The sequence below is a fragment of the Streptomyces sp. 6-11-2 genome (genome assembly GCF_006540305.1).
Lineage (GTDB): Bacteria > Actinomycetota > Actinomycetes > Streptomycetales > Streptomycetaceae > Streptomyces.
The window spans coordinates 196,793-216,948 of the sequence record NZ_BJOR01000001.1 but is presented as its reverse complement, the minus strand read 5'-3'; the positions used below and the strand labels follow the sequence as shown (position 1 = coordinate 216,948).

The following is a 20,156-nucleotide window of genomic DNA, read 5'->3' as shown; positions in this document are numbered from 1 at the left end:
GTGGCCGGGGCACGGTGGTCCATGTCAGGCCGGCACCCCGGCAGCCACGCGGCCCAGCCGCGGCCCGAAAGAAAGGACCGCCTCATGATGAAGGCCCTCAAGCGCTCCCTGGCCGGTCGCCGTCGCACTGTCTCCGCGGTCGTCGCGGCCACCGTCGTACTGGGCGGAGCCGGCGCCGTATCCGCCCTCGCCCTCGCCGGCGACGACCACGGCGGCGCGCATGCGACCGCGGGCGCCACCTCCGACGCGCACGACGGCTCCGACCGCGACGGCAGGCTCGCCGGGAGCGTCAGGGTCGGCCTGAAGGAGGCGGCCGACGCGGCCACCACGTCCCTCGCGGGCACCGTCACCGAAGTCGAGCCGGACGGACGGCGGGGCCGGGCCGTCTGGGAGGTCGACATCGTCGACGCCAAGGGCATCGAGCACGAGGTCACGGTGAACGCCGCCGACGGCAAGGTCATCGCCGGCAGGGCCGACCGCGTCGGGGACACGGCCGACCCCGACGACGCCGCGCTCGCCAAGTCCGCCAGGACGGGCCTGGGCCAGGCAGTGGACACGGCGCTCGACAAGGTCCCGGGCACCGCGACCTCGGCCGAGCTCGACGACCACCACGACAGGACGGCGGCCTGGCACATCGATGTCACCGACGGCCAGGGCGCCGCACACGAGGTCGTCGTCGACGCGCGGACCGGCAAGGTCACCGCCACGCACACCGGTCCGGCCCACTCGCGCGGCCACGGCGCGGACGACGACCGCGAGGACGACTGAGCAGCCGGTGCCGCTGGCGAACTTGTGGCCGAGGGACATGGCCAGGGACATCCTGACGCTCCGGGTCACAGTGACCAGATGAGGTCTCTGTCGAATCCGGGACGGTTCGGTGCGCCGACGTTGTCGCTGGTCGTGGTCCATCTGTGGCGGAAGGCGACGGGAATGTCCAGGGCGAGGAAGTTCTTCCCGTCCCCTGTGTGGGCCCGCAGGTGGAGCCGGTGCCTGGCCACCGGCACCGTGTGAGGGATCCGGAGGTTCCAGGTCTGCTTCCACGGCCCGGCGGGCGGTTGGGCGTCACCCGACAGGCTCGTGCCCATGCTTGCCAGCAGATCGGGCAATGTGTAGCTTTTGTCCAGTATTTTCATAGGGCCGATCTTCATGATCACCCTGCAGGTGACCTGGGTCAGGTCGACCGTCTCTTTGAGGTGGCTGTGCATTTCCCAGCGGACTTGGTGTCCAAGTCGCGGCAATGCGGGTGTGCACGTGATGTCAAGGATGTCCATGACGTAGTTGTCGTCGCTCGCGTCCTCCACCAGGTGGTTGTTCATGGCGCTCATCCCTGTGTCTTGGGCGGGGAGCCGCACCGGATGCTCTGAGGTCAGAACCCCGGCCCGATTACGGCGGGCCGGGGTTCTATGCCATGCGCATCACGGGCCGGCTCTAGAAGCCGAAGTCGTCGAAGTCGCCGAAGCCGCCGAAGTCGTCGAAGTCGCCCTTGTGATGACCGATCACCCGGAAGCTGGCGACCACTCCGTCCTCGACGCACACGCCCCCGTGGACCCTCCCGGGCTTCACGCCGTTGGCTTCGCTGCGCGGGCCGACCGTGGCGATCGGAGCGCCGTTGTCGCAGGTCGCCCCGCGGAAGACCTCGACGCCCCTGCGGCTGTCGTTGCGGATGTTGAGGCTCTTGGAGCCCAGGCCGCTGACCACGGTGATGCAGCCGTCCGGGCGGGCGGAGTACGACCGCTCGTTGATGAAGATCCTGCCCACCTCGCGGTGTCGGCCGCGCTCGCCGCCGCGCTCGTTGCCGCCGCGGCCGCCGCGCTCGCCGCCGCGCTCGTTGCCGCCGCGGCCGCCGCCCCCGCCGCCGCGCTCGCCGCCGCCCTCGTTGCCGCCGCGGCCGCCCCCGCCGCCGCGCTCGTTGCCCTGTCCCTGTCCCTGTCCCTGCCCCTGTCCGGACATGCCGTCCATCGGGGCGTGGGCCGGAGCGGGCGCCTGCTTGACGACGGCCGGGACCGTCTGGGCCACCGGCTCGGTGGCGGCCGTGGCGTAGGTGATGCCGGTCGCGACGAGTGCTGCAGCGGCGGCGACAGCCGCGGCGACGGCATGTGATCGGGTCATGGTCATGTCGCTTCTGCTCCTGTCTCAAAGTGGCCGGCTGTGGCAGTCGGCATGTGAATGAACGTAATGAAAGCCTCACTGGCTGTCATTTCGGGCCATTGGGAGGGGGTGCTGCTATGGAGCCGAATGGGGTACCCAGGGCACCCGCGCGCCCGATTCACCGGCTGCTGACGACACGTCAATCCTCGTTGAAAGCTGGGCGTGTCGGTGATCGACTAGGCCTTCAAGGTGATCTCTGACAGCTGCTCACCCGTGCGGCAGCGAGTCGACTGGAAATTCCGGCCGAAAGGGTCCAGGCATACCGGGACGGGCGGGTCCCGGACGGACCACGGCGTGGACCGGGTCGCCGTGCCGTGGTCGGGGGAGAGGTCCCGAAGCCGAGCCTGTGACGACCCCTCACCCCCGGGCTCGGCCGCGGCCCATCCGGCGTGCTGCCGCGGCACGGGCTGGGACATGCCGTGCGGGTCGTCGCGCGGGCCCGTGGGCCGGGCTGAGGTTCGGGTGCCGTACCGGAGCAGGATCGACGGGTCCGATCAGCGCCGCATCCCAAGTCCCCTTGCCCGCGTGCACCGCGGCCGGCCGTCGCCGCAGCCGGATCATGCCACCCGTCAGGGGCCCCGCCCTCATGCGCTGTCACGGAGCCGACCGACACCGTGGACGGCGCGCCCGCGGAAATTCCCTCGCGTTGTGGCCGGAACGGGCCGAGACTCGTCTCATGGCTGACATGGGGGCGTTCCGGGACGCGGTCACCGCGTGGGCGGCGGGTGGTTCCGGCGACCTTGCGCACGAGCTGGCCGCGCGGCTGTCCGTCCGGGCGGCCGTCCTGCTCGAAGGGCCGAGCGACGTCGCGGCGGTCGACGCGCTGGCGGAGAGCCGCGGCCGGGACCTGGCGGCCGAAGGAGTCTGCGTCCTGCCGATCGGCGGTGCGATGAGCGTCGGGCGCTACGCCCGGCTCCTCGGTTCACCCGGTCTCGACCTCCGCCTCGCGGGACTGTGCGACGAGGCGGAGCGTCCCTACTACGCACGCGGCTTCGAACGGGTCGGTGCGGCACAGCAAGGCTTCTTCGTCTGCGCGGCGGATCTGGAGGACGAGCTCATCCGCGTGCTGGGCGTGACACGGGTGGAGGAGCTCGTCGGGGCGGAAGGCGACCTGCGTGCCCTGCATACCTTCCTGCGCCAGCCCGCACAGCGGGGCCGCGCCCCGCAGCAGCAGTTCAGGCGCTTCCTCGGAACGAAGAAGGGACGCAAGATCCACTACGGCCGCGTCCTCGTCGAGGCCCTTGACCCCGACCGGGTTCCAGCCCCACTCGACCGCCTGCTCTCCAGCCTCTGACCGCCGGACCGCACCACGGACGTCGAGGAGACGCTTTCCGCGCTCTCCGGCCTGATCCACAGCGGGAAGGTCCGTGCGGTCGGGACGTCCTGATGCCGGCGTCCGGGACCGTCGAAGCCCAGTGGGTCGCCGAGCGGCGCGGTCCGAAACGTGCCGCCGGCTCTCCGGCAGGCCGGCCTGCGCCGCCGGCCGGTCGATGGACGCATCGCCGTCCGACGCCTCTTGAGGCGTTCCCGTCCGCGCGCACCGCACCGGGCCGGCCGACGTGGGCGGTGTGGTCAGGCTGGTGCGTCGGCTTCGAGGATCTTCGCCAGTTGCTCCACGGTGGAGTGGATCTCGCGTTGGAGGCCGGCGAGGTCGAGTCCGTCGTCGCCGAGGACGGTCAGCAGGGCGCGTTCGCCGATGGCCTGGATGACGACGTGCCGCCCGGCGCTCCGCGTGGCCACGTCACGCAGCACCCCGCCGCCGGCCTCGTGCACCATGCGCTGGCCGAGGCTGTGCGTGGCGGCGGAGAGCGCGGCGATGGATTCCGGCTGGACGGCATCGGCGTCGGCGGCGACCAGCAGGCCGTCGACGGTGGAGATGACCGTCTCGTTCACTCCCATCACCTGCTCACGCAGAGCGGTCAGGACCTCGATGAGCGGTTCGGGCTGGTGGACGGTGGGCATCGGCGCTCCTGGGGGGTGGGCTGTGAACTGATGCTGCACATATGCGCTTGGGTCAGGACAGGGCTTTGAGGCCCGCGTGGACCCGGCGCAGAAGGAGCAGGTCGGGTTGGTGGTCTGCGAGGTCGTCAGGCGGCTTCGGCAGCGCGAGGCCGGTGCCTGGCCGACGGACGGTGAGCGGGGTCGGGGCGAACGGAGCCGTGTCCGGCAGCGGGTCGGGGCTCACACGCTGTCCGTTCGGTGCGGGCGATGTGTTCCGGGGCTGCGTCGGGGCAGCGAGAGGTCGGAGGCAGGCGGGACGTTCCAGGACCGGGGCCCGGGCAGGCGCGGCGCGGTGCTCGGCCGGCCGCTCGCGGCCGGCCGCTCGCGGTGCAGCAGTCCCAGTTCGCGCATGCGGGCCAGGTCCAGCATGACCGCGTAGGTTCCCCGCCCCAGGGCGAAGGCGATGTCCCGCGGGGTGCGGCGGCCGTTGGCGGCTCGCAGCAGCGTCGCATAGCGGGACGGGACGCCCGCGGGTACGTCCGCAGCCGGGCGGACACGGGTGCGGGCGAACTCGGCGGGCGATCCCCACAGACGGCTCAGCAGCACCAGACGTCGCGAGGTCTCGGCCGCGAGGAGCTGCGGTTCGAAGGCCGGCCCGATGGCCACCGCCGGCATCGCCTCGGTCACCTCCCAGTCCCCGGGAGGGCTGAGTGCGAGGGCGAAGGCACCGTCGAACACGGCCGCCGCGCAGGTGATCTCGAACTCCTCCGGTGCCAGCAGGCCACGCGCCTGAAGCTCGGCGCCGACCCGGCCGTCGGCCGCACCGTCGGTCGCGCAGGCGGACGTCCAGGCGGCATCGTCGATCCGGCCGGACGCGAGCAGGAGGGACTCGACACTCGGTGCGCCCGGAGTCTCCACGGCGACGACCCGGCCGGCGCGCAGGTGGATCCTGCCACCGGGTGCGCCGGAGATGACGACCGTGCCGGTGCGGCCTTCGTCGTACAGCGTGTTGAGCAGGGCAGGGACGTTGCGCGGGCCGTCGGTGCGGGTACTCATCCCGCCGCCTTCGCCGCGTACAGGTCCAACTGGCGCAGCACCAGGGCCAGATTGGTCTGGTCGCGGTCCAGCGCCGCCATCAGCAGCAGGGGGTCGCCCTGCCGGGGCAGCGCCCTGAGGACGAGCTGACGCCGGCTGCCCGTGATGACCATGCTCTCCAGCTCCCCTTGTGCTCCGGCCAGGTGGAGCCGGTCGCTGACGAACGCGGCGAGTCGACTGCACTCGGCAGCGTCCATCTCCCCTGTGCCGGACTCGCCGTAGGTCAGTCCGGTGACCGCGTCGACGAGGGCGGCCCCTTTGACTCCCGGCACTTCGAGCAGGCGGCGCAGGGAGTCTTCGACTGAGGACACCGGCATCCCTTCACGAACCCTTCACATTCGGTCAGAAATTACAGTAGTTTAAGCCAGACATTCCAGAACAGGTTGTCTGACCAACTTTTTCTGACACGGCCTCAACGCCGGGTCACACAGCGCGAAGGGCCGGAGTATGAGCATCGAGACCGCACTCAAGGAAGCCATGGCGATCGAGGGCGCGATCGGCGTCGCCGTGGTCGATTACGAGAGCGGCATGTCGCTGGGGACCCTCGGTGGTGGCCAGGGGCTGGACCTGGAAGTCGCCGCCGCCGGCAACACGGAGGTCGTACGCGCCAAGACGCGGACGCTGGCCACCCTCGGCATGAACGACTCGATCGAGGACATCCTTATCACCCTCGGTGAGCAGTACCACCTCATACGCCCTCTGAACAGCAGCGACGGGAGCCTGTTCCTCTACCTGGCACTCGACCGGTCCCGCGGCAACCTGGCCCTCGCGCGCCACTCGCTCAAGCGCATCGAGGCCACCCTGGAGATCTGACCACGCCACCCCGCCGCACACACCGCCGGTGCCGGGCCGCCCCTCCCCGCGACCGGTGCCGACCGGACGGTTCGGGGCCGACGTGTGCGTCCGGGGCCGACGCATGCGTCAACGAGGTGGCCCGGTCGGGTGGTCAGGCGGTCAGCGCCGCAAGCTCCGCGTTGGCGTGCTCGGTGACCAGGGCGAGGACGCGGCCCGCGGCGGCCAGGTCCTCGGCGGGTATCCCGCCCCAGATGCGGGCGGTGATGGGGGCGGTCTCCGCGCCGACGGCGGCGAGCAGTTCGCGCCCCGCGTCCGTGGGGCGAAGGTGCGCGCCGTCGGTGGCGAGCAGTCGCCTGTCGAGCAGTTCGCCGAGAGTGGCGCGGACGTCGGCCGGATCGGCCTTGAGGGAGCCCTGTACCCGGGTGGCGAGATCGTCCGGCGTCTGCGGGGCGTCGGCGGTGACGGCGGCGCGCAGGGCGATCTGCTGCTGGAACGTGATGCCGTGCCGGGCCAGGACGTGCTCCAGGACGCCGCGGGCGGCGTAGTGGGCCAGGCCGAGGGCCCGGGCGTCGGCGACGGGTCCGGTGGTGGACGCGCTGGTGGATGCGGTGGTCGTCATGGTGTCGTCCCCTGAATGCTCTCGTCGTTCGGCAGGGATGGAGCGAGAGGTGCGTCGAGAAGGGTCGTCAGCTCGTCGGTGAACGCGTGCGTCCGTGGGGCGTCGAGGCCGCCGAGCGGCTCCAGCAACTGTTGAAGCAGTTCCTGGACCACCCCGATGGCCTGCCGCGTGACGGCTTGGCCCTGCTCGGTGAGGGCGAGCTGTACGGCGCGCGGGTCGCGGGGATCGCGGGTGCGCTCGATCAGGCCGGCCGACTCCAGGGCGCGCGCCAGCTTGGACACGTACAGCGCCTCCAGGCCTGTGTGGTCGGCGAGTCGGCGCTGACTCGGCCGCTCGCCGGCGCGCTGCATGCCGTACAGCGACGCGACCAGTGAGTACTGCGCGTGGGTGAGGCCCAGTGGAGCCACCGCGCGATCGACCGCGACGCGCCACTTGGTGGCGAGCCGCCATACCAGGAAACCGGATGTGGGCCCCGGTGAACCCTTGCTCATGGCATATAAAGTACATGGCTACTATATCCATGGCTACTATTTTCGGGCGGATCTGGACGGCGCGTCCCGAACAGATCGACGACGCCTAGTGCGCCCGGCCGGCGCCCGACAGCGTGTCCCAGTGGACGGTGCGGTCGCACCAGCGGTGGAGCAGGGCGCGGTCGTGGCCGACGGCGAGGAGGCCCGCGCCGGTGGCGGCGCGGTAGTCCTCGACGACCGCGACCAGGGCGGCCGTCGTGGAGGCGTCGAGCATCGCGGTCATCTCGTCGCAGATCAGCCAGCGGGGGCGCAGGACGAGGGCCCGGGCCAGGCAGGCGCGTTGGAGTTGGCCGTCGCTGACCTCGTGCGGTCGTCTGCCGAGCAGGTCGGGGGTCAGACCGGCCCTTCCGGCGAGTTCGGTGACGCGCTCCCGCACCTCGTCGCGGCGGCCGGTGGCCCGCAAGGGCTCGGCGATCAGGTCGGTGAGCGTCAGACGCGGGTCCGCGGAGAGGCGGGGTTGCTGGAAGACCACGCCGAAGGCGGTGCGCAGCGGGCGCGGGGCGCGGTGGCGCCACCCTCGTACGGACGCGCCGTCCAGCAGTACGGTGCCGGAGTCGGGGCGGTGCAGCAGGGCCGCGACCCGGGCGAGCGTGGACTTGCCGCAGCCACTGGGGCCGAGCAGGCCGACCGCTTCACCGGGCGCGACGGTCAGTGAGACATCCCGTACCGCCGGATTCCGCCGGTCGTAGCCCGCGGTGATGGCGCGCAGTTCAAGCATGCACGTCCTCCGATGCTCCCTGGGACGCTTCCCCGCCGGTCGCCGAGGCGGGGTGGGGGTGGTGGCAGGCGACCTCGCCGGCTGTCGGCGGCAGTACGGCGCAGGCGTCGTCGGCCCGGTCGCACCGGGCGGCGAAGGCACAGCCCTCGGGGAGGGCACCGAGTTCGGGTGGCAGTCCGGGGATGGCGGTGAAGGCCCGGTCGGGGAGGGCCTGGAGCAGGCCGCGGCTGTAGGGATGACGGGGGCCGCGCGCGCCGAAGAACACCTCCGCGTCGGCCAGTTCGACGATCCGGCCCGCGTACATGACGGCGATCCGGTCGGCGATCCGTTCGGCCGCGGCCAGGTCGTGCGTGATCATCAGCAGGCCGCGCCCCGCCGCGTCCGGCTTGCCCGGGCGGTCGAGGTGGCGCCGCAGTTCGTCGACCGTGCGGTCCACCAGGTCACGGTCGAGCCCGGTGGTCGGTTCGTCGGCGAGCAGCAGCGGCGCGTCACCGACGAGGGCCAGGGCGGTGGCGGCGCGCTGGGCCAGGCCGCCGGACAGCTCGTGCGGGTGGCGGTCCAGGTGATCCGCGGGGAACGCGGCGCGTTCGGCGGCCGCCCGCGCGGCGGAGCGTACGGCCGCGCGGCCGCGGACCCCGGTCAGTGCGGCGACCGTCTCCTCCACCTGGGAGCGGATGGTGCGCACGGGTGTGAGATGGGCGGCCGGGCTCTGCGGTATGAGCCCGACCAGCCGGCCCCGTACCGTCCTTGCGAGGGTCCGTTCGTCGGCCGAGAGCAGGTCGAGGCCGCCGAGCATCGCCTCCCCGGCCGCCTCGGCGTTGCCGGGAAGCAGCCCCAGCAGGGCGGAGGCGAGGACGGACTTGCCGCAGCCGCTCTCGCCGATCAGGGCCAGGCACTCGCCGGCCGCGACGTCGAAGTGCGCGTCGGTGACGGCGGCGACACGGCGCCCGCCGGGCATGAGGAAGCGCACCGACAGTCCACGCACCGACAGCACGGGCGATCGCTCGGTCACAGCATCAGCTCCGATCGGCGGCGGGGGTTGATCCGTTCCCGCCAGGCTCCGGCGAGTCCGGCGATGGCGAGGGTCGGGACGATGACGAACAGGCCGGGGAAGAGGGTCGGCCACCACTGTCCGGCCAGCAGCGAGCCCCGCGCGCCCTGGATGAGGGTGCCCAGGCTCGCCATGTGCGTGGGCAGTCCGAGCCCGAGGAAGGACAGCGCCGATTCGTGCCACATGGCGTGCGGCACCATCAGCGCCGCGGCGAGCGCGGCCTGGGGCAGCACGGCGGGCAGCAGGTGCCGTACGGTCACCCGCCACCTGGACGCGCCGCCGGAGACGGCGGCGTCGATGTACGGGCGTGAGCGCAGGGAGAGGACTTCGGCGCGGACGATCCGGGCGGTCGACAGCCAGTGGGTGAGCGCGACCGAGACGATCACCGGCCAGACACCCGGCCGGAACATGGCGACGATGAAGATGCCGAGCAGCAGGTGGGGCACGGAGGAGACCGTGTCCACGACCCGCATGATCCCGCGGTCGACCCAGCCGCCCAGCGCACCGGCGGTGGCTCCGACGGCGGTACCGACGACGGTGGCCGTCACAGCCGCGGCCACTCCGACGAGCAGGGACACACGCAGTCCGTAGACGCAGCGCAGCAACAGGTCCCGGCCGAGGTCGTCGGTGCCGAAGGGGTGGGCCCGGCTCGGTCGCAGCAGCTTGGCGGCCAGATCGACGGCCTGCTGGTCGAGTTGGACCAGCGGTGGCACGACGAGGACGGCGAGGACGGTCGCGGCGACCACCACGGCGGAACCGCGCACCCGCAGTGTGCGGGTGGAGCGGCGCCTCGTCCCGTACGAACGCCAGACGGTTTCGCCGGAGGCGGGAACGTCACATGTCACTGAACTTCACCCTCGGGTCGAAGAGTCCGTAGAGCAGGTCCGCGAGCAGGTTGCCGACGAGGACGGCGGCCGTGGCCAGCGTGGTCAGCGCGGCGAGCAGCGGGAAGTCGACGGAGGTGGCCGCCTCCACGGTGGCCGCGGCGATGCCCGGCCAGCTGAAGACGCTCTCCACCAGCAGGGCGCCGGTGATGAGTTCGGGCACGCGGGAGCCGATCAGGGTGAGCACCGGAAGCAGGCCGGAGCGAAGGGCGTGGCCGAGCAGGACCGTGCGCTCGTTCAACCCGCGGGCCCGGGCACCGCGTACGGGGTCCTCCGCCAGCGCGTCGCCCACGCCTTGGCGCACGTAGAGGGTGAACCACGGCAGTTGGGAGACGGCGAGCACCCCGGCCGGCAGCACGAGATGGTCGGCCACCTGCCCTGGGGTGACCTGTTCGCTCGCGGTGTCGGTGAGCCCGCCGGCCGGGAGCACGCCCAGTTGGAGGGCGAACAGCCAGATCGCCAGCAGGGCGAGCCAGAAGACCGGTGCCGCCTCCAAGGAGTAGGCGAGTGACGTGACGACCCGGTCGAGCAGGGATCCCGGTCGGCGGGCGGCGAGGACGCCGAGCACGGTGCCCGCCAGCACGGCCGTCGCGAAGGCGACCGCGCACAGCAGCGCGGACCACACAAGACGCTCCCCGATGACCTGGGTGACCGGCTGCCGCATCACGCTCGACTCGCCGAGGTCGCCGGACAGGGCGGAGGTCAGCCAGTGCGACCAGCGCGAGGTGAACGGCTGGTCCACGCCCAGGTTGGCGCGCAGCCGGTCGAGGGTCTGTCCGTCGGCACGGAGGGCCGCCGTACCCGCGTACGCCTTGACCGGGTCGAAGGGGGAGACGGCGGCGATGGCGAACACGCCGAAGGTGACGACGAGGAGGACGGGGGCGGCGAACAGCAGCCGCCGCCCCACCAGGCGCGCCATCGCCGCCCAGAGCGGGGAGGTCACTTCTTCGGCTGCCAGTCCTGGAGGTTCCACCACGGGCCGCTGGCGAAGCCGTGCTCGTGCGGCTCGACCTGCGTGGTCAGGCCGACCCAGCGGTCGGCCAGCACATAGAGGTGGTCGATGTGGGTGAGGAAGGTGTAACCGGGGTCCTTCACGAGTTCGCGCTGCACCGTGTCGTACGCGGCCCGGCGGGTGTCGGTGTCCTGGCTGCGGCGGCCGGTGTCGAGGGCCTTGTCCACGGCCGGGTTGGCGAAGTGACCCATGTTGTTGAAGCCGTCGCCGGCCAGGGAGGAGTGCAGCAGGGTGAACAGGCCGAAGTCGGGGTCGCCGCTGCTGTCGAGTCCGGCGAGGACGGCGTCGTTCTTCATCCGCGGCTCGATCACCTCCCAGGTGGCGCTCTCCACCTTCACCTCGATGCCCGCCTTCTTGGCGTCGGAGGCGTAGGCGAGGGCGTGGTCCTGGCGGACCTTGTCGCCGGAGGGGTAGAGGAGCGTGAAGGAGGCCCGCAGACCGTACTTCGCGCGGATGCCGCCGCTGCCGGCCTTCCAACCCGCCTGATCCAGCGTCCGCTTGGCCTTCGCCAGGTCCTGCGGTCGCTCGATGCCCTCGGCGAACCAGGGGTCGTCGCTCGGCAGCGGTCCGTAGGCCGGGCGCCCTGCCCCGTCGAGGATCTTGTCCACCATGGCCTCGCGGTGCACGGCGGCGTCCAGCGCCTGGCGGATCGCCCGGTCGCCGGTGACCCTGTTCTGCTGGGGGAGGGTGACGGCCCGGAAGTCGTAGGACTTCGCGTCGTACGTCGTCTTCGCCGTGTCGCCCTTGAACGTGGCGGCCAGGTTGGGCGGCAGGACCGCGCCGTCGAGGTCGCCCGAGCGCAGCCGGGTGGCGCGCACGTCGTCGTCCTTGACGATCGCGATCGTCACCTTCTTCACCTTCGGCTCGCCACCCCAGTAGCCGGGGTTGGCCTTGAAGGTGAGCTTCTCGCCCTTGCTCCAGCCGGTGAGGACGTACGGTCCGGTGCCGACCGGCCTGGTGTTGAAGGAGCCGGTGTTGGGGTTCTGGCCCCCGGCGATGTGCTGGGGGACGATGGGCAGGACCGTGCGCCCCGCGAACGGCGCGTAGGGGTACTTGAGCGTGAAGACGACCTTGCCGTCGCGGTCGGCCCGCACCTCCTTGATGGCGTCCAGCTCGCTCCGGGCGGTGTTGTTGGTCTTCGCGTCGAGGATCGTCCGATAGGTGAAGACCACATCGGCGGCGGTCAGCGGCTTGCCGTCGCTGAACTTCACCCCGTCGCGCAGGGCGTAGGTGTAGGTGAGCCCGGCGTCACCGACCTGGGGCAGTGAACTCGCCAGTGCCGGCCTCAGCTTCATGTCGGCGTCCCGGGCGAGCAGACCGTCGAAGATCTTGGAGTTGCCGTCCTTGCCGTAGCCGAGAAGAGGACTGAGGGTGTCCGGCTCGGAGGCCACGCCGACCACGACGGAGTCGGAATCACTCTCGCTGCCCGCACCGCCCCCCGGGGCCGAGCAAGCGGCGGCTCCCACGAGTGTCGCCACCGCTGCGGCTGCCCGTATCCGTCGGACGGTCATGAACCCTCACATCCTTAATGCTGACCAAATGCTTTTGCATAGTAGTCGCAATAGAGCCTCCGGTCACCCGGGGGTCGGATGTGTGAGTTCGTCCCAACTGTCCGGCTGGCCAGGAGTTTCGCGGGCGCGGAGGCGGGTGGACGCGGCCGTCGCTTCCCAGGCCCTCCTCGGGCCCAGTGCGTAGGACGGCGGTCGTTCCCGCTCACCGCTGCGGGGCAGTCCCGGATTCCCACCGGGTTCCCTCTTGCGGCGCGTCCCGCCTGGCGGACGGGGCGAACCAGCTGCGCGGGCCGGCCCAGGCGGCCCTCCCGGATCGCGGCCGATCAGGTCCAGTATTCGGATGGCGAGCCCGGACAGGCGTCCGGTCCTGCTCGCTACGGGATCCGGTGCGCGCCCTCGGCCCCCACGCGCCGCGCGTACTCCGCCAGCCCCTGCGTGGTCTCTCCCGCCCAGCCCACGTAGCCGTCCGGGCGGATGAGGAACACCCCCGCGCCGTACCCCTGGTCCGCCGTGTCCCCGTCCGTCGTCAGCAAGGTCCAGTGCGGACCCCGGAACGCGTCGAACAGCCGGATCCCGCCCACCGTCCCGTCCGGCGCACGGTCGCCCGCCCGCACAGGGCCCGGGGACCGGCGGGTTTCCTCCGTGAGGGAGGAGGCCCGGTAGCCGAGGCCGAGTTGGCGGGTCGCCCCGCCGCGGCGGGTCTCGCCGCGGTGAACGCTCGTCGACAGCGCGAGCATGTCGGCGGCGATCGGGCGCCGTTCCTCCTCGTAGGTGCCGAGGAGGGAGTCGGGCACACCGTCCCGCAGCACCGCGCCCAGCTTCCAGCCCAGGTTGCAGGCGTCCTGCACGCTGGTGTTGAGGCCCTGGCCGCCGGCCGGCGAGTGGATGTGCGCGGCGTCCCCGGCGAGGAAGACCCGGCCCTCGCGGAAGCGGTCCGCCAGGGCCGCCCGCGGGCGGAAGTCCGAGGCCCACCGCACGTCGGTCACGTCCTGCGGGGCGAGATGCGAACGGGCGGCGACGACCTTGCGCATGCCGTCGAGGGACAGGTCCACCACGGTGCCTTCCGGGAACCCGGCCACGACCTGGAAGTCCTCCGTACCCGCGAGCGGGCAGATCGCCATGAAGCCGTCGCCCTCTCCGCCGGCCGGGAAGATGTGCCAGTTGTCGCGGTCCAGACCGGTGATGCGGACGTCAGCCACCAGCATCGGGCTCGGATCGACCGTCTCGCCCGTCATGCCGATGCCCAGCGCCCGGCGCACCGTCGAGCGGCCCCCGTCGGCGGCGACCACGTACCTCGCCGTCAGAGCGGCGCCGGAGACGAAGCGCACGGTCACCCCGTCCTCGTCCTGAGCGAGACCGACGACCTCCCGGCCGAAGACGACCCGCCCGCCCAGCTCCTCCAGCCGTGCCAGCAGGATCCGTTGCGTGCGCCACTGCGGCACCATCCACCCTTCCGCGTACGGCGAGTCCTCGGTCGCCTGCGCCGGGTCGAACATCCGGTGTTCACCCGTCCGCCGCCCGTTCTGCCAGATCATCCCGACCGGACAGGTGCCGCCGGCCGCGCGGATCGCGTCCAGGACGCCGAGGTCGTCGAAGACCTCCAGGGTGCGCGGCTGGATCCCCTTGCCCCGCGAGCCGGGAAACAGCCCGTCGGCCCGCTCGACGACGAGCGCGTCCACCCCTCGCCGGGCCAGATCGATACCGAGGGTCAGTCCGCTGGGGCCCGCGCCCACGATCAGTACGTCCACCTGTGCGGTCATGCGCCGATACTCCTTAACGCCGTTAAGTTCGGTCTGCCACGACGATGGACTTAACGCCGTTAAGCTGTCAAGCGTGAACTCGGAACCACGCCTGCCTCTCGACCGCAAGCGGGTCGCGGACGCCGCCCTGGCCCTCCTGAACGAGGTGGGCCTGGCGGGCCTGACCCTGAGCGCCATCGGCCGCGAGCTGGGCGTCAAGGCACCCGCCCTGTACTGGCACTTCAAGGACAAGCAGGCCCTGCTCGACGAGATGGCCACGGAGATGTACCGCCGGATGATCGCGGGGACCCCTCTCGACCCCGCGGACACCTGGCAGGAACGGCTGCGCAAGTCGAACCACGGTCTGCGCGAGGCGCTGCGCGGCTACCGCGACGGCGCGAAGGTCTTCAGCGGCTCACGTTTCACCGGCATGGAGCACGCCGAGCAGATGGAGGACAACCTGCGTCTGTTCACGGCCGCCGGCTTCACGCTCGCCCAGGCGGTGCGCGCGACTACGACCACGTATCTCTACACCCTCGGCTTCGTCACCGAGGAGCAGGGCGTCGAGCCGCTGCCCGACGAACGGCGCGAGGGCTTCGACATCGGGGAACGCGCCCGGATGATGGCCGACTTCCCGCTGTCCGCCGCCGCGGGCACGGAGATCTTCGCGGACTACGAGCAGCACTTCGCGGAGGGACTGGAACTCGTGATCGACGGCGTCGCCACGCGGTACGGAATCGACTGAGGACGGCCCGCAGGACGGTGAGTCGCCGGCGGCGCGGTCACGTGCGGGCCGCGGCCCGCGGGACGCCGGGTCCCGACTTCCGCGGTTCGGGACGGGGCGACGTCGCCCCGCTCCTCACCCGCGCCGGAACCCGCGCCGACCGGAGCCAGGACTCCCAAGGGACAGGCGCTAAGCCGTTCCGGGGGTGTCAGCCGTTCCGAGGGCTTCGCGCAGGAACGTGACGGCCTGGTCGATGGCCGCTCGGGTGGCCTTGGACCGGCTGAGCGAGTTGAGCATCATGAAGTCGTGCACCGTGCCGTCGTAGCGCACCGTGGTGACCGGGACGCCGGCGGCACGCAGCTTGGCGGCGTACGCCTCGCCCTCGTCGCGCAGCACGTCGGCCTCGTCGACGACCAGCAGGGCGGGGGGCAGACCGGTGAGCTGCTCGGGGGTCGCGCGGTTGGGGGACGCGGTGATCTCCGCGCGCTGTTCCGGGTCGGTGGTGTAGGCGTCCCAGAACCACTCCATCAGCTTGCGGCTGAGGTAGTAGCCGGTGGCGAACTGGTCGTAGGAGTCGGTGTCCATCGCCGCATCGGTGACCGGGTAGTACATCGACTGGTGCACGAACCTGACGTCGCCGCGCTCCTTGGCCATCAGGGCGAGCGCCGCCGTCATGTTCCCGCCGACCGACTCGCCGGCCACCGCCATGCGCCGGGCGTCCAGCCCCATGGACTCTCCCTCACGCGTGATCCACTGCGCCGCGGCGTAGCCCTGTTCGATGGCCACGGGGTAGCGCGCCTCCGGGGAGGGCGTGTACTCCACGAAGGCCACGGCGGTACGGGCGCCGACCGCCAGCTCCCGCACCAGCCGGTCGTGGGTGCCGGCGTTGCCCAGCACCCAGCCGCCGCCGTGCATGTACACCACGACGGGCAGCGTCCCGGTGACGCCCTGCGGCTTGACGATGCGCACCCGTACGTCGCCCACAGCGGCCGGTACGGTGATCCACTCCTCGTCGACCGGGAGTTTGTCGACCGGCGCGGCCTGAAGGTCGTCGAGGACCCTGCGTGCTTGGGCGGGTTCCATCTCGTACAGGAAGGGGTGCTTCGAGGTCGCGTCGGCGAGTTCCTGCGCCGGGCGCTCCAGGACGATTGAGGCGGACTGAGCAGCCATGGCAATGCTCCTTGGCGATGCTGGGAAGCGCATGCTGAGACGCGCGTGCCGAGCGGCGTAGGGCGCCCGGCCGGCAGGCGGCGGTGCCACTGAACACCCGGGCCCTGGGAAATGAGTCCTTGTCCAAGGTTCAAGGCCCTCGTTCAAGCCCTACGAGCCGATGTGCCCATCGTAAGCGCACATCGTGTGCCCATCGAGTTCGCGGCGAACGGCCGGCGCCGGGAGATCGGGCCGATCAGATCGGTCGGGCCGGTGAGTGTCGGGCGGGATGCGCGACGCGGCGCCGCTGTCGGCGCACGCATGCTTGTGTGAGCCCTGTGCGCGCCCCCGCCCGGTCGACAAGACTGCCTGCCGACGGGCAGGGAGCCGTGGCACTGCCCGCCGCCTTCGTCCGGCGTCCCAGGAAGGCAGGTCGGTCGCTGTGCTGTTGCGTCTGCCCACGTCCGTGTCCGAAGCACGGGAGTGCCTGGCCGAGGGGGCCGTCCCGATCGGCGGGGCGACCCTCGTCTGGGCCACCTGGCAGCGCGACGGATTCCCCGAACTGGCCATGTCCCTGCGCGAATTGCCGGAGGCCAACGTCGTGGGGCGGCGGACCCTGGGCGGCGCCGTGGTCCTGAACCGGATCGACGAGCGGGTTCCCGGCGTGCTGCGGCTGGCGGCCGCCACGGTGGGCACCGGTGCCGTGCGGCGGACGGCGACGGTCGGCGGCAACCTCGTCGGCAGTACGCTGCGCTGCCTGCTGCCCGCCGCGCTCGTCCTGGACGCCCGCGCGATGGTGCTGGAGCCCGAAGGCGTCCGTGAGGCCGATCTGTCCGAGGTGGTGGCCAAGCGGCCCGTCCTGCTCAGCCTCCGTTGGCGCGAGCCGGTCGCCTGCGCCTACCGCAAGCTGGACGGCGAGGCGGGCGGACCGCCGCCCCTCGTGGTCGCCTCGGCGGTGCATGCCGACGACGACGGCGACCGGCTGAGGGTCGCCGTCCGCGACGGCTATGACGTGCTCAGCGGAAGTGCCCTGCGCGCCACCGACGTGGAAGAGGTCCTGAGCGGGTTGCGCGGGACGGCCCTCGGTGAGCTGCCCGCCGACACGTGGGAAGTCGTCCGCTCACAGATCGCCGGCCTGCTGGGCGGGCGTGGCGCGTACTGAGTGACTGAGTAGGCGGCTCGCGCCTGGCCCCGGCCGTCCGGCGGGGCCAGGCGCACCTCCACGTCCGTCCCGGGGCGGACGGGCCCGGTGCTTCACCGTCTCCTTCTCCCACCGCGCGCTCCCACCGCGCCCTGTCGTCGGTCTCGCCTGTGGATGTTCAGGGGCGGCTCGACGCACGTCAGCTACCCCCATGGGGTATTGATTCAGAGGGGATGATTCCTTGCCTTGAATACGGGTGGGGGGTATACATGTACGCGTGCCGGATACCCCCTGGGGTATCCGATGAGACGAGGAGGAAACGATGTCCGGCTGCTGCACGCCCGAGGGAAGCTGCCACACCGACGCCCGGATCAGGACCGTCTACAAGGTGGACGGTGTCGGCAGCGCCCACTGTCAGGGTGTCGTCGCCAAGGCCGTGGGCGCGCTCGACGACGTCATCGCCGTGGAGGTCGAGATCGGCACGGGGCTCGTCACGGTGACGACCGCCGCCGCCCCCGACGCGACGTTCGAGTCGCTGCTCGCCGAGACCGTGGACGAGGCCGGCTACGACTATGCCGGCCGCGTCGGCACGTGACCGCACATCACCGGGCGGGGGCATCCCGGCCCCGGCCCCGCCCCACCCGCCAACCGCACCCGCCGTGACCGTGAGCTGCGAGGAACAGACATGACCACCATCACGCCAGGTGCCGCCGAGGTAGAACTCGCCATCGGCGGCATGACCTGCGCCTCGTGCGCCGCCCGCATCGAGAAGAAGCTCAACCGCATGGACGGCGTCGAGGCGACCGTCAACTACGCCACCGAGAAGGCGAAAGTCACCTTCCGCGAGGACGTCGCCGTGACCGACCTGATCGCCACGGTCGAGGCCACCGGTTACACCGCGCGCGAACCCGAGCCCCTCCGTGCCGAGCCGGAGCGGGCCGACCGCTCGGCAGGCCCCGCGGGGGAGGGCCCCGACGAACTCCAGCCGCTCCGGCAGCGGTTGACCACCGCGGTCGTGCTCGCCGTGCCGGTGATCGCGATGGCGATGATCCCGCCCCTCCAGTTCGAGTACTGGCAGTGGCTGTCCCTGACCCTGGCGGCCCCCGTGGTGACGTACGCCGCCTGGCCGTTCCACAGGGCCGCCTGGACCAACGCCCGTCATGGCGCCGCCACCATGGACACGCTGATCTCCGTCGGCACCTCGGCGGCGTTCCTGTGGTCGGTGTGGGCGCTGTTCTTCGGCACCGCGGGCATGCCCGGCATGACCCACCCCTTCGAGCTGACCATCGCCCGCAGCGACGGCGCCGGGAACATCTACCTGGAGGCCGCGGCCGGCGTGACCGCGTTCATCCTCGCCGGCCGCTACTTCGAAGCCCGGTCCAAGCGCAAGGCCGGCGCGGCGCTCAGGGCCCTGCTGGAGCTGGGCGCGAAGGAAGTCACCGTTCTCCGCGGCGAGCGCGAAGAACGCATACCGGTAGCGGAGTTGAAGGTCGGCGACCGCTTCCTCGTCCGCCCCGGCGAGAAGATCGCCACCGACGGCACCGTCGTCGAGGGCGCTTCTGCCGTGGACGCCTCGATGCTCACCGGCGAGTCCGTCCCGGTCGAGGTCACCGTCGGGGACGCCGTCACCGGCGCCACCCTGAACGCGGGCGGACGGCTGGTCGTCGAGGCCACCCGGGTTGGCTCCGACACCCAACTCGCCCGGATGGCCACGCTGGTGGAGGACGCCCAGAACGGCAAGGCCGCGGCGCAGCGGCTCGCCGACAGGATCTCCGGAGTCTTCGTTCCCGTCGTCATGGCGCTGGCCCTGGCCACGCTCGGCTTCTGGCTCGTCGACGGCGCGGGACTGACCGCCGCCTTCACCGCCGCGGTCGCCGTCCTGATCATCGCCTGCCCGTGCGCCCTGGGGCTCGCCACCCCGACCGCCCTCATGGTCGGCACCGGGCGCGGCGCGCAACTGGGCATCCTCATCAAGGGTCCCGAGGTCCTGGAGAGCACGCGCAAGGTCGACACCGTAGTCCTGGACAAGACCGGCACCGTCACCACCGGCCGGATGACCCTGCTGGCCGTGCACCCGGCCGACGGCACCGACGAGACGGACGTCCTGCGGCTCGCCGGCGCCCTGGAACACGCCTCCGAGCACCCGATCGCCCAGGCGGTCGCCACCGGAGCCGCGGACCGCGTGGGCACCCTGCCGGTCCCGGAGGACTTCGCCAACATCGCCGGAGTCGGTGTCCAGGGAGTCGTCGAGGGGCACGCCGTCCTCGTCGGGCGCGAGCAGTTGCTGGCCGAGTGGGCGATGTCCCTGCCCGACGGTCTGCGACGCGCCAAGGAGGCCGCCGAGGCGGCCGGTCGTACGGCCGTCGCGGTCGCCTGGGACGGCGAGGCGCGTGCCGTGCTCGAAGTCGCCGACGCGGTCAAGGAGACCAGCCCCGAGGCCATCCGCCGGCTGCGTGCCCTCGGCCTGACCCCCGTGCTGCTCACCGGCGACAACCGGGCCGTCGCCGAGGCCGTCGCGGCTCAGACGGGCATCGCACCCGAGCACGTCATCGCCGAGGTCCTGCCGCAGGACAAGGTCGACGTCGTCAAGCGCCTTCAGGGCGAGGGGCGTTCGGTCGCCATGGTCGGCGACGGCGTCAACGACGCGGCGGCACTCGCCCAGGCCGATCTGGGCCTGGCGATGGGCACCGGCACGGACGCCGCGATCGAGGCCGGCGACCTGACCCTGGTCCGCGGAGACCTCCGGGTCGCGGCCGACGCCATACGTCTTGCCCGCAGGACGCTGGGCACCATCCGCTCCAACCTCTTCTGGGCCTTCGCCTACAACGTCGCCGCGCTTCCGCTGGCCGCGGCCGGACTGCTCAACCCGATGATCGCGGGCGCCGCGATGGCCTTCTCCTCGGTCTTCGTGGTCGGCAACAGCCTGCGCCTGCGCCGTTTCCGGGCCATCGGCCACTGACCTCCCGCCGGGAGCCGGGAGCCGGGAGCGGTGCGCGGGCATCGCGGCAGGGCGTCCGCCGTTCCTCCGGGGGCGACGGACGCCCTCGGCTCACCCCTCGTCGACCGAAGGGACCCGATGATGACGCATCCACCGGCCCC

At 71.9% G+C, this 20,156-nt stretch carries 22 protein-coding genes, 1 pseudogene and 1 riboswitch; of the genes and pseudogenes, 8 read left to right on the top strand and 15 right to left on the bottom strand.

Annotated elements, in window-relative coordinates:
- Positions 1 to 84 precede the first annotated feature (84 nt).
- Positions 85 to 768, top strand: coding sequence for a PepSY domain-containing protein (locus TNCT6_RS01040; protein ID WP_141355650.1), 684 nt, complete (start codon positions 85 to 87; stop codon positions 766 to 768).
- Positions 769 to 833: 65 nt separating this feature from the next.
- On the opposite strand, the gene TNCT6_RS01035 is transcribed toward TNCT6_RS01040, so the two are convergent.
- Both TNCT6_RS01035 and TNCT6_RS01030 read right to left on the bottom strand, forming a co-directional pair.
- Complete coding sequence (locus TNCT6_RS01035) at positions 834 to 1,316, bottom strand: hypothetical protein (RefSeq protein WP_141355648.1); 483 nt, start codon at positions 1,314 to 1,316, stop codon at positions 834 to 836.
- Positions 1,317 to 1,428: 112 nt separating this feature from the next.
- Positions 1,429 to 2,109 (bottom strand): hypothetical protein, encoded by a 681-nt coding sequence (locus TNCT6_RS01030; protein WP_172632765.1) that lies wholly within the window; start codon positions 2,107 to 2,109, stop codon positions 1,429 to 1,431.
- A gap of 715 nt (positions 2,110 to 2,824) precedes the next feature.
- On the opposite strand from TNCT6_RS01030, the gene TNCT6_RS01025 reads away from it, so the two are divergent.
- A complete protein-coding gene (locus TNCT6_RS01025; protein ID WP_141355646.1) occupies positions 2,825 to 3,442 on the top strand; it encodes a TOPRIM nucleotidyl transferase/hydrolase domain-containing protein in 618 nt (205 codons plus the stop codon).
- Between the two features lie 3 nt (positions 3,443 to 3,445).
- Positions 3,446 to 3,594 (top strand): annotated as a pseudogene (locus TNCT6_RS40630) (aldo/keto reductase); the annotation flags it as partial.
- A gap of 126 nt (positions 3,595 to 3,720) precedes the next feature.
- Here the strand turns inward: TNCT6_RS40630 and TNCT6_RS01015 are convergent.
- Genes TNCT6_RS01015 through TNCT6_RS01005 form a run of 4 tightly spaced genes read right to left on the bottom strand, consistent with a single transcriptional unit; the run spans position 3,721 to position 5,501 of the window.
- Complete coding sequence (locus TNCT6_RS01015; RefSeq protein ID WP_141355645.1) at positions 3,721 to 4,110, bottom strand: roadblock/LC7 domain-containing protein; 390 nt, start codon at positions 4,108 to 4,110, stop codon at positions 3,721 to 3,723.
- A gap of 52 nt (positions 4,111 to 4,162) precedes the next feature.
- Positions 4,163 to 4,333 carry a hypothetical protein gene (locus TNCT6_RS39675; RefSeq protein ID WP_172632764.1) on the bottom strand — a complete coding sequence of 57 codons (171 nt, stop codon included), beginning with the start codon at positions 4,331 to 4,333 and terminating at the stop codon, positions 4,163 to 4,165.
- The gene (locus tag TNCT6_RS01010; RefSeq protein WP_141355643.1) at positions 4,330 to 5,145 is read right to left on the bottom strand and encodes a hypothetical protein; all 816 of its coding nucleotides are present in this window, start codon (positions 5,143 to 5,145) and stop codon (positions 4,330 to 4,332) included. The genes TNCT6_RS39675 and TNCT6_RS01010 overlap by 4 nt, the downstream gene beginning before the upstream one ends.
- Complete coding sequence (locus TNCT6_RS01005) at positions 5,142 to 5,501, bottom strand: hypothetical protein (protein WP_172632763.1); 360 nt, start codon at positions 5,499 to 5,501, stop codon at positions 5,142 to 5,144. The genes TNCT6_RS01010 and TNCT6_RS01005 overlap by 4 nt, the downstream gene beginning before the upstream one ends.
- A gap of 130 nt (positions 5,502 to 5,631) precedes the next feature.
- Between TNCT6_RS01005 and TNCT6_RS01000 the strand changes: the two genes are divergently transcribed.
- Positions 5,632 to 5,997 carry a hypothetical protein gene (locus TNCT6_RS01000; RefSeq protein ID WP_141355641.1) on the top strand — a complete coding sequence of 122 codons (366 nt, stop codon included), beginning with the start codon at positions 5,632 to 5,634 and terminating at the stop codon, positions 5,995 to 5,997.
- A 133-nt stretch (positions 5,998 to 6,130) separates the two neighbouring features.
- Here the strand turns inward: TNCT6_RS01000 and TNCT6_RS00995 are convergent, their stop codons facing one another.
- The 8 genes from TNCT6_RS00995 to TNCT6_RS00960 all read right to left on the bottom strand — a co-directional run bounded on the left by TNCT6_RS00995 (position 6,131) and on the right by TNCT6_RS00960 (position 14,064).
- A complete protein-coding gene (locus tag TNCT6_RS00995; RefSeq protein ID WP_141355639.1) occupies positions 6,131 to 6,598 on the bottom strand; it encodes a MarR family transcriptional regulator in 468 nt (155 codons plus the stop codon).
- Positions 6,595 to 7,089: a MarR family winged helix-turn-helix transcriptional regulator gene (locus tag TNCT6_RS00990; protein WP_141355637.1), complete on the bottom strand. Its 495-nt coding sequence runs from the start codon at positions 7,087 to 7,089 to the stop codon at positions 6,595 to 6,597. The genes TNCT6_RS00995 and TNCT6_RS00990 overlap by 4 nt, the downstream gene beginning before the upstream one ends.
- An 85-nt stretch (positions 7,090 to 7,174) precedes the next feature.
- Positions 7,175 to 7,846: an ABC transporter ATP-binding protein gene (locus TNCT6_RS00985; RefSeq protein ID WP_141355635.1), complete on the bottom strand. Its 672-nt coding sequence runs from the start codon at positions 7,844 to 7,846 to the stop codon at positions 7,175 to 7,177.
- Entirely contained in the window at positions 7,839 to 8,858 is a 1,020-nt protein-coding gene (locus TNCT6_RS00980; protein WP_141355633.1) for an ABC transporter ATP-binding protein, read from the bottom strand. Before TNCT6_RS00980 ends, TNCT6_RS00985 begins: the two co-directional genes overlap by 8 nt.
- On the bottom strand, positions 8,855 to 9,742 hold the full coding sequence (locus tag TNCT6_RS00975; protein ID WP_141355631.1) for an ABC transporter permease: 888 nt from the start codon (positions 9,740 to 9,742) through the stop codon (positions 8,855 to 8,857). The genes TNCT6_RS00980 and TNCT6_RS00975 overlap by 4 nt, the downstream gene beginning before the upstream one ends.
- On the bottom strand, positions 9,732 to 10,700 hold the full coding sequence (locus TNCT6_RS00970) for an ABC transporter permease (RefSeq protein WP_141365919.1): 969 nt from the start codon (positions 10,698 to 10,700) through the stop codon (positions 9,732 to 9,734). Before TNCT6_RS00970 ends, TNCT6_RS00975 begins: the two co-directional genes overlap by 11 nt.
- 20 nt (positions 10,701 to 10,720) lie before the next feature.
- Positions 10,721 to 12,304, bottom strand: coding sequence for an ABC transporter substrate-binding protein (locus tag TNCT6_RS00965; RefSeq protein ID WP_141355629.1), 1,584 nt, complete (start codon positions 12,302 to 12,304; stop codon positions 10,721 to 10,723).
- Between the two features lie 114 nt (positions 12,305 to 12,418).
- A riboswitch (cobalamin riboswitch) is annotated at positions 12,419 to 12,550 on the bottom strand.
- Positions 12,551 to 12,678: 128 nt separating this feature from the next.
- Complete coding sequence (locus tag TNCT6_RS00960) at positions 12,679 to 14,064, bottom strand: FAD-dependent oxidoreductase (RefSeq protein WP_141355627.1); 1,386 nt, start codon at positions 14,062 to 14,064, stop codon at positions 12,679 to 12,681.
- 73 nt (positions 14,065 to 14,137) lie between these two features.
- On the opposite strand from TNCT6_RS00960, the gene TNCT6_RS00955 reads away from it, so the two are divergent.
- Positions 14,138 to 14,788, top strand: a complete 651-nt coding sequence (locus TNCT6_RS00955) for a TetR/AcrR family transcriptional regulator C-terminal domain-containing protein (RefSeq protein WP_141355625.1) — start codon at positions 14,138 to 14,140, stop codon at positions 14,786 to 14,788.
- 168 nt (positions 14,789 to 14,956) lie between these two features.
- On the opposite strand, the gene TNCT6_RS00950 is transcribed toward TNCT6_RS00955, so the two are convergent.
- Positions 14,957 to 15,937 (bottom strand): alpha/beta hydrolase, encoded by a 981-nt coding sequence (locus tag TNCT6_RS00950; RefSeq protein ID WP_141355623.1) that lies wholly within the window; start codon positions 15,935 to 15,937, stop codon positions 14,957 to 14,959.
- Between the two features lie 421 nt (positions 15,938 to 16,358).
- On the opposite strand from TNCT6_RS00950, the gene TNCT6_RS00945 reads away from it, so the two are divergent.
- From TNCT6_RS00945 to TNCT6_RS00935, 3 genes are all read left to right on the top strand, one after another.
- Positions 16,359 to 17,078 carry an FAD binding domain-containing protein gene (locus TNCT6_RS00945; protein WP_141355622.1) on the top strand — a complete coding sequence of 240 codons (720 nt, stop codon included), beginning with the start codon at positions 16,359 to 16,361 and terminating at the stop codon, positions 17,076 to 17,078.
- Between the two features lie 301 nt (positions 17,079 to 17,379).
- Positions 17,380 to 17,652 (top strand): heavy-metal-associated domain-containing protein, encoded by a 273-nt coding sequence (locus TNCT6_RS00940; RefSeq protein WP_141355620.1) that lies wholly within the window; start codon positions 17,380 to 17,382, stop codon positions 17,650 to 17,652.
- Positions 17,653 to 17,742: 90 nt separating this feature from the next.
- Entirely contained in the window at positions 17,743 to 20,016 is a 2,274-nt protein-coding gene (locus TNCT6_RS00935; protein ID WP_141355618.1) for a cation-translocating P-type ATPase, read from the top strand.
- Positions 20,017 to 20,156: the final 140 nt, after the last annotated feature.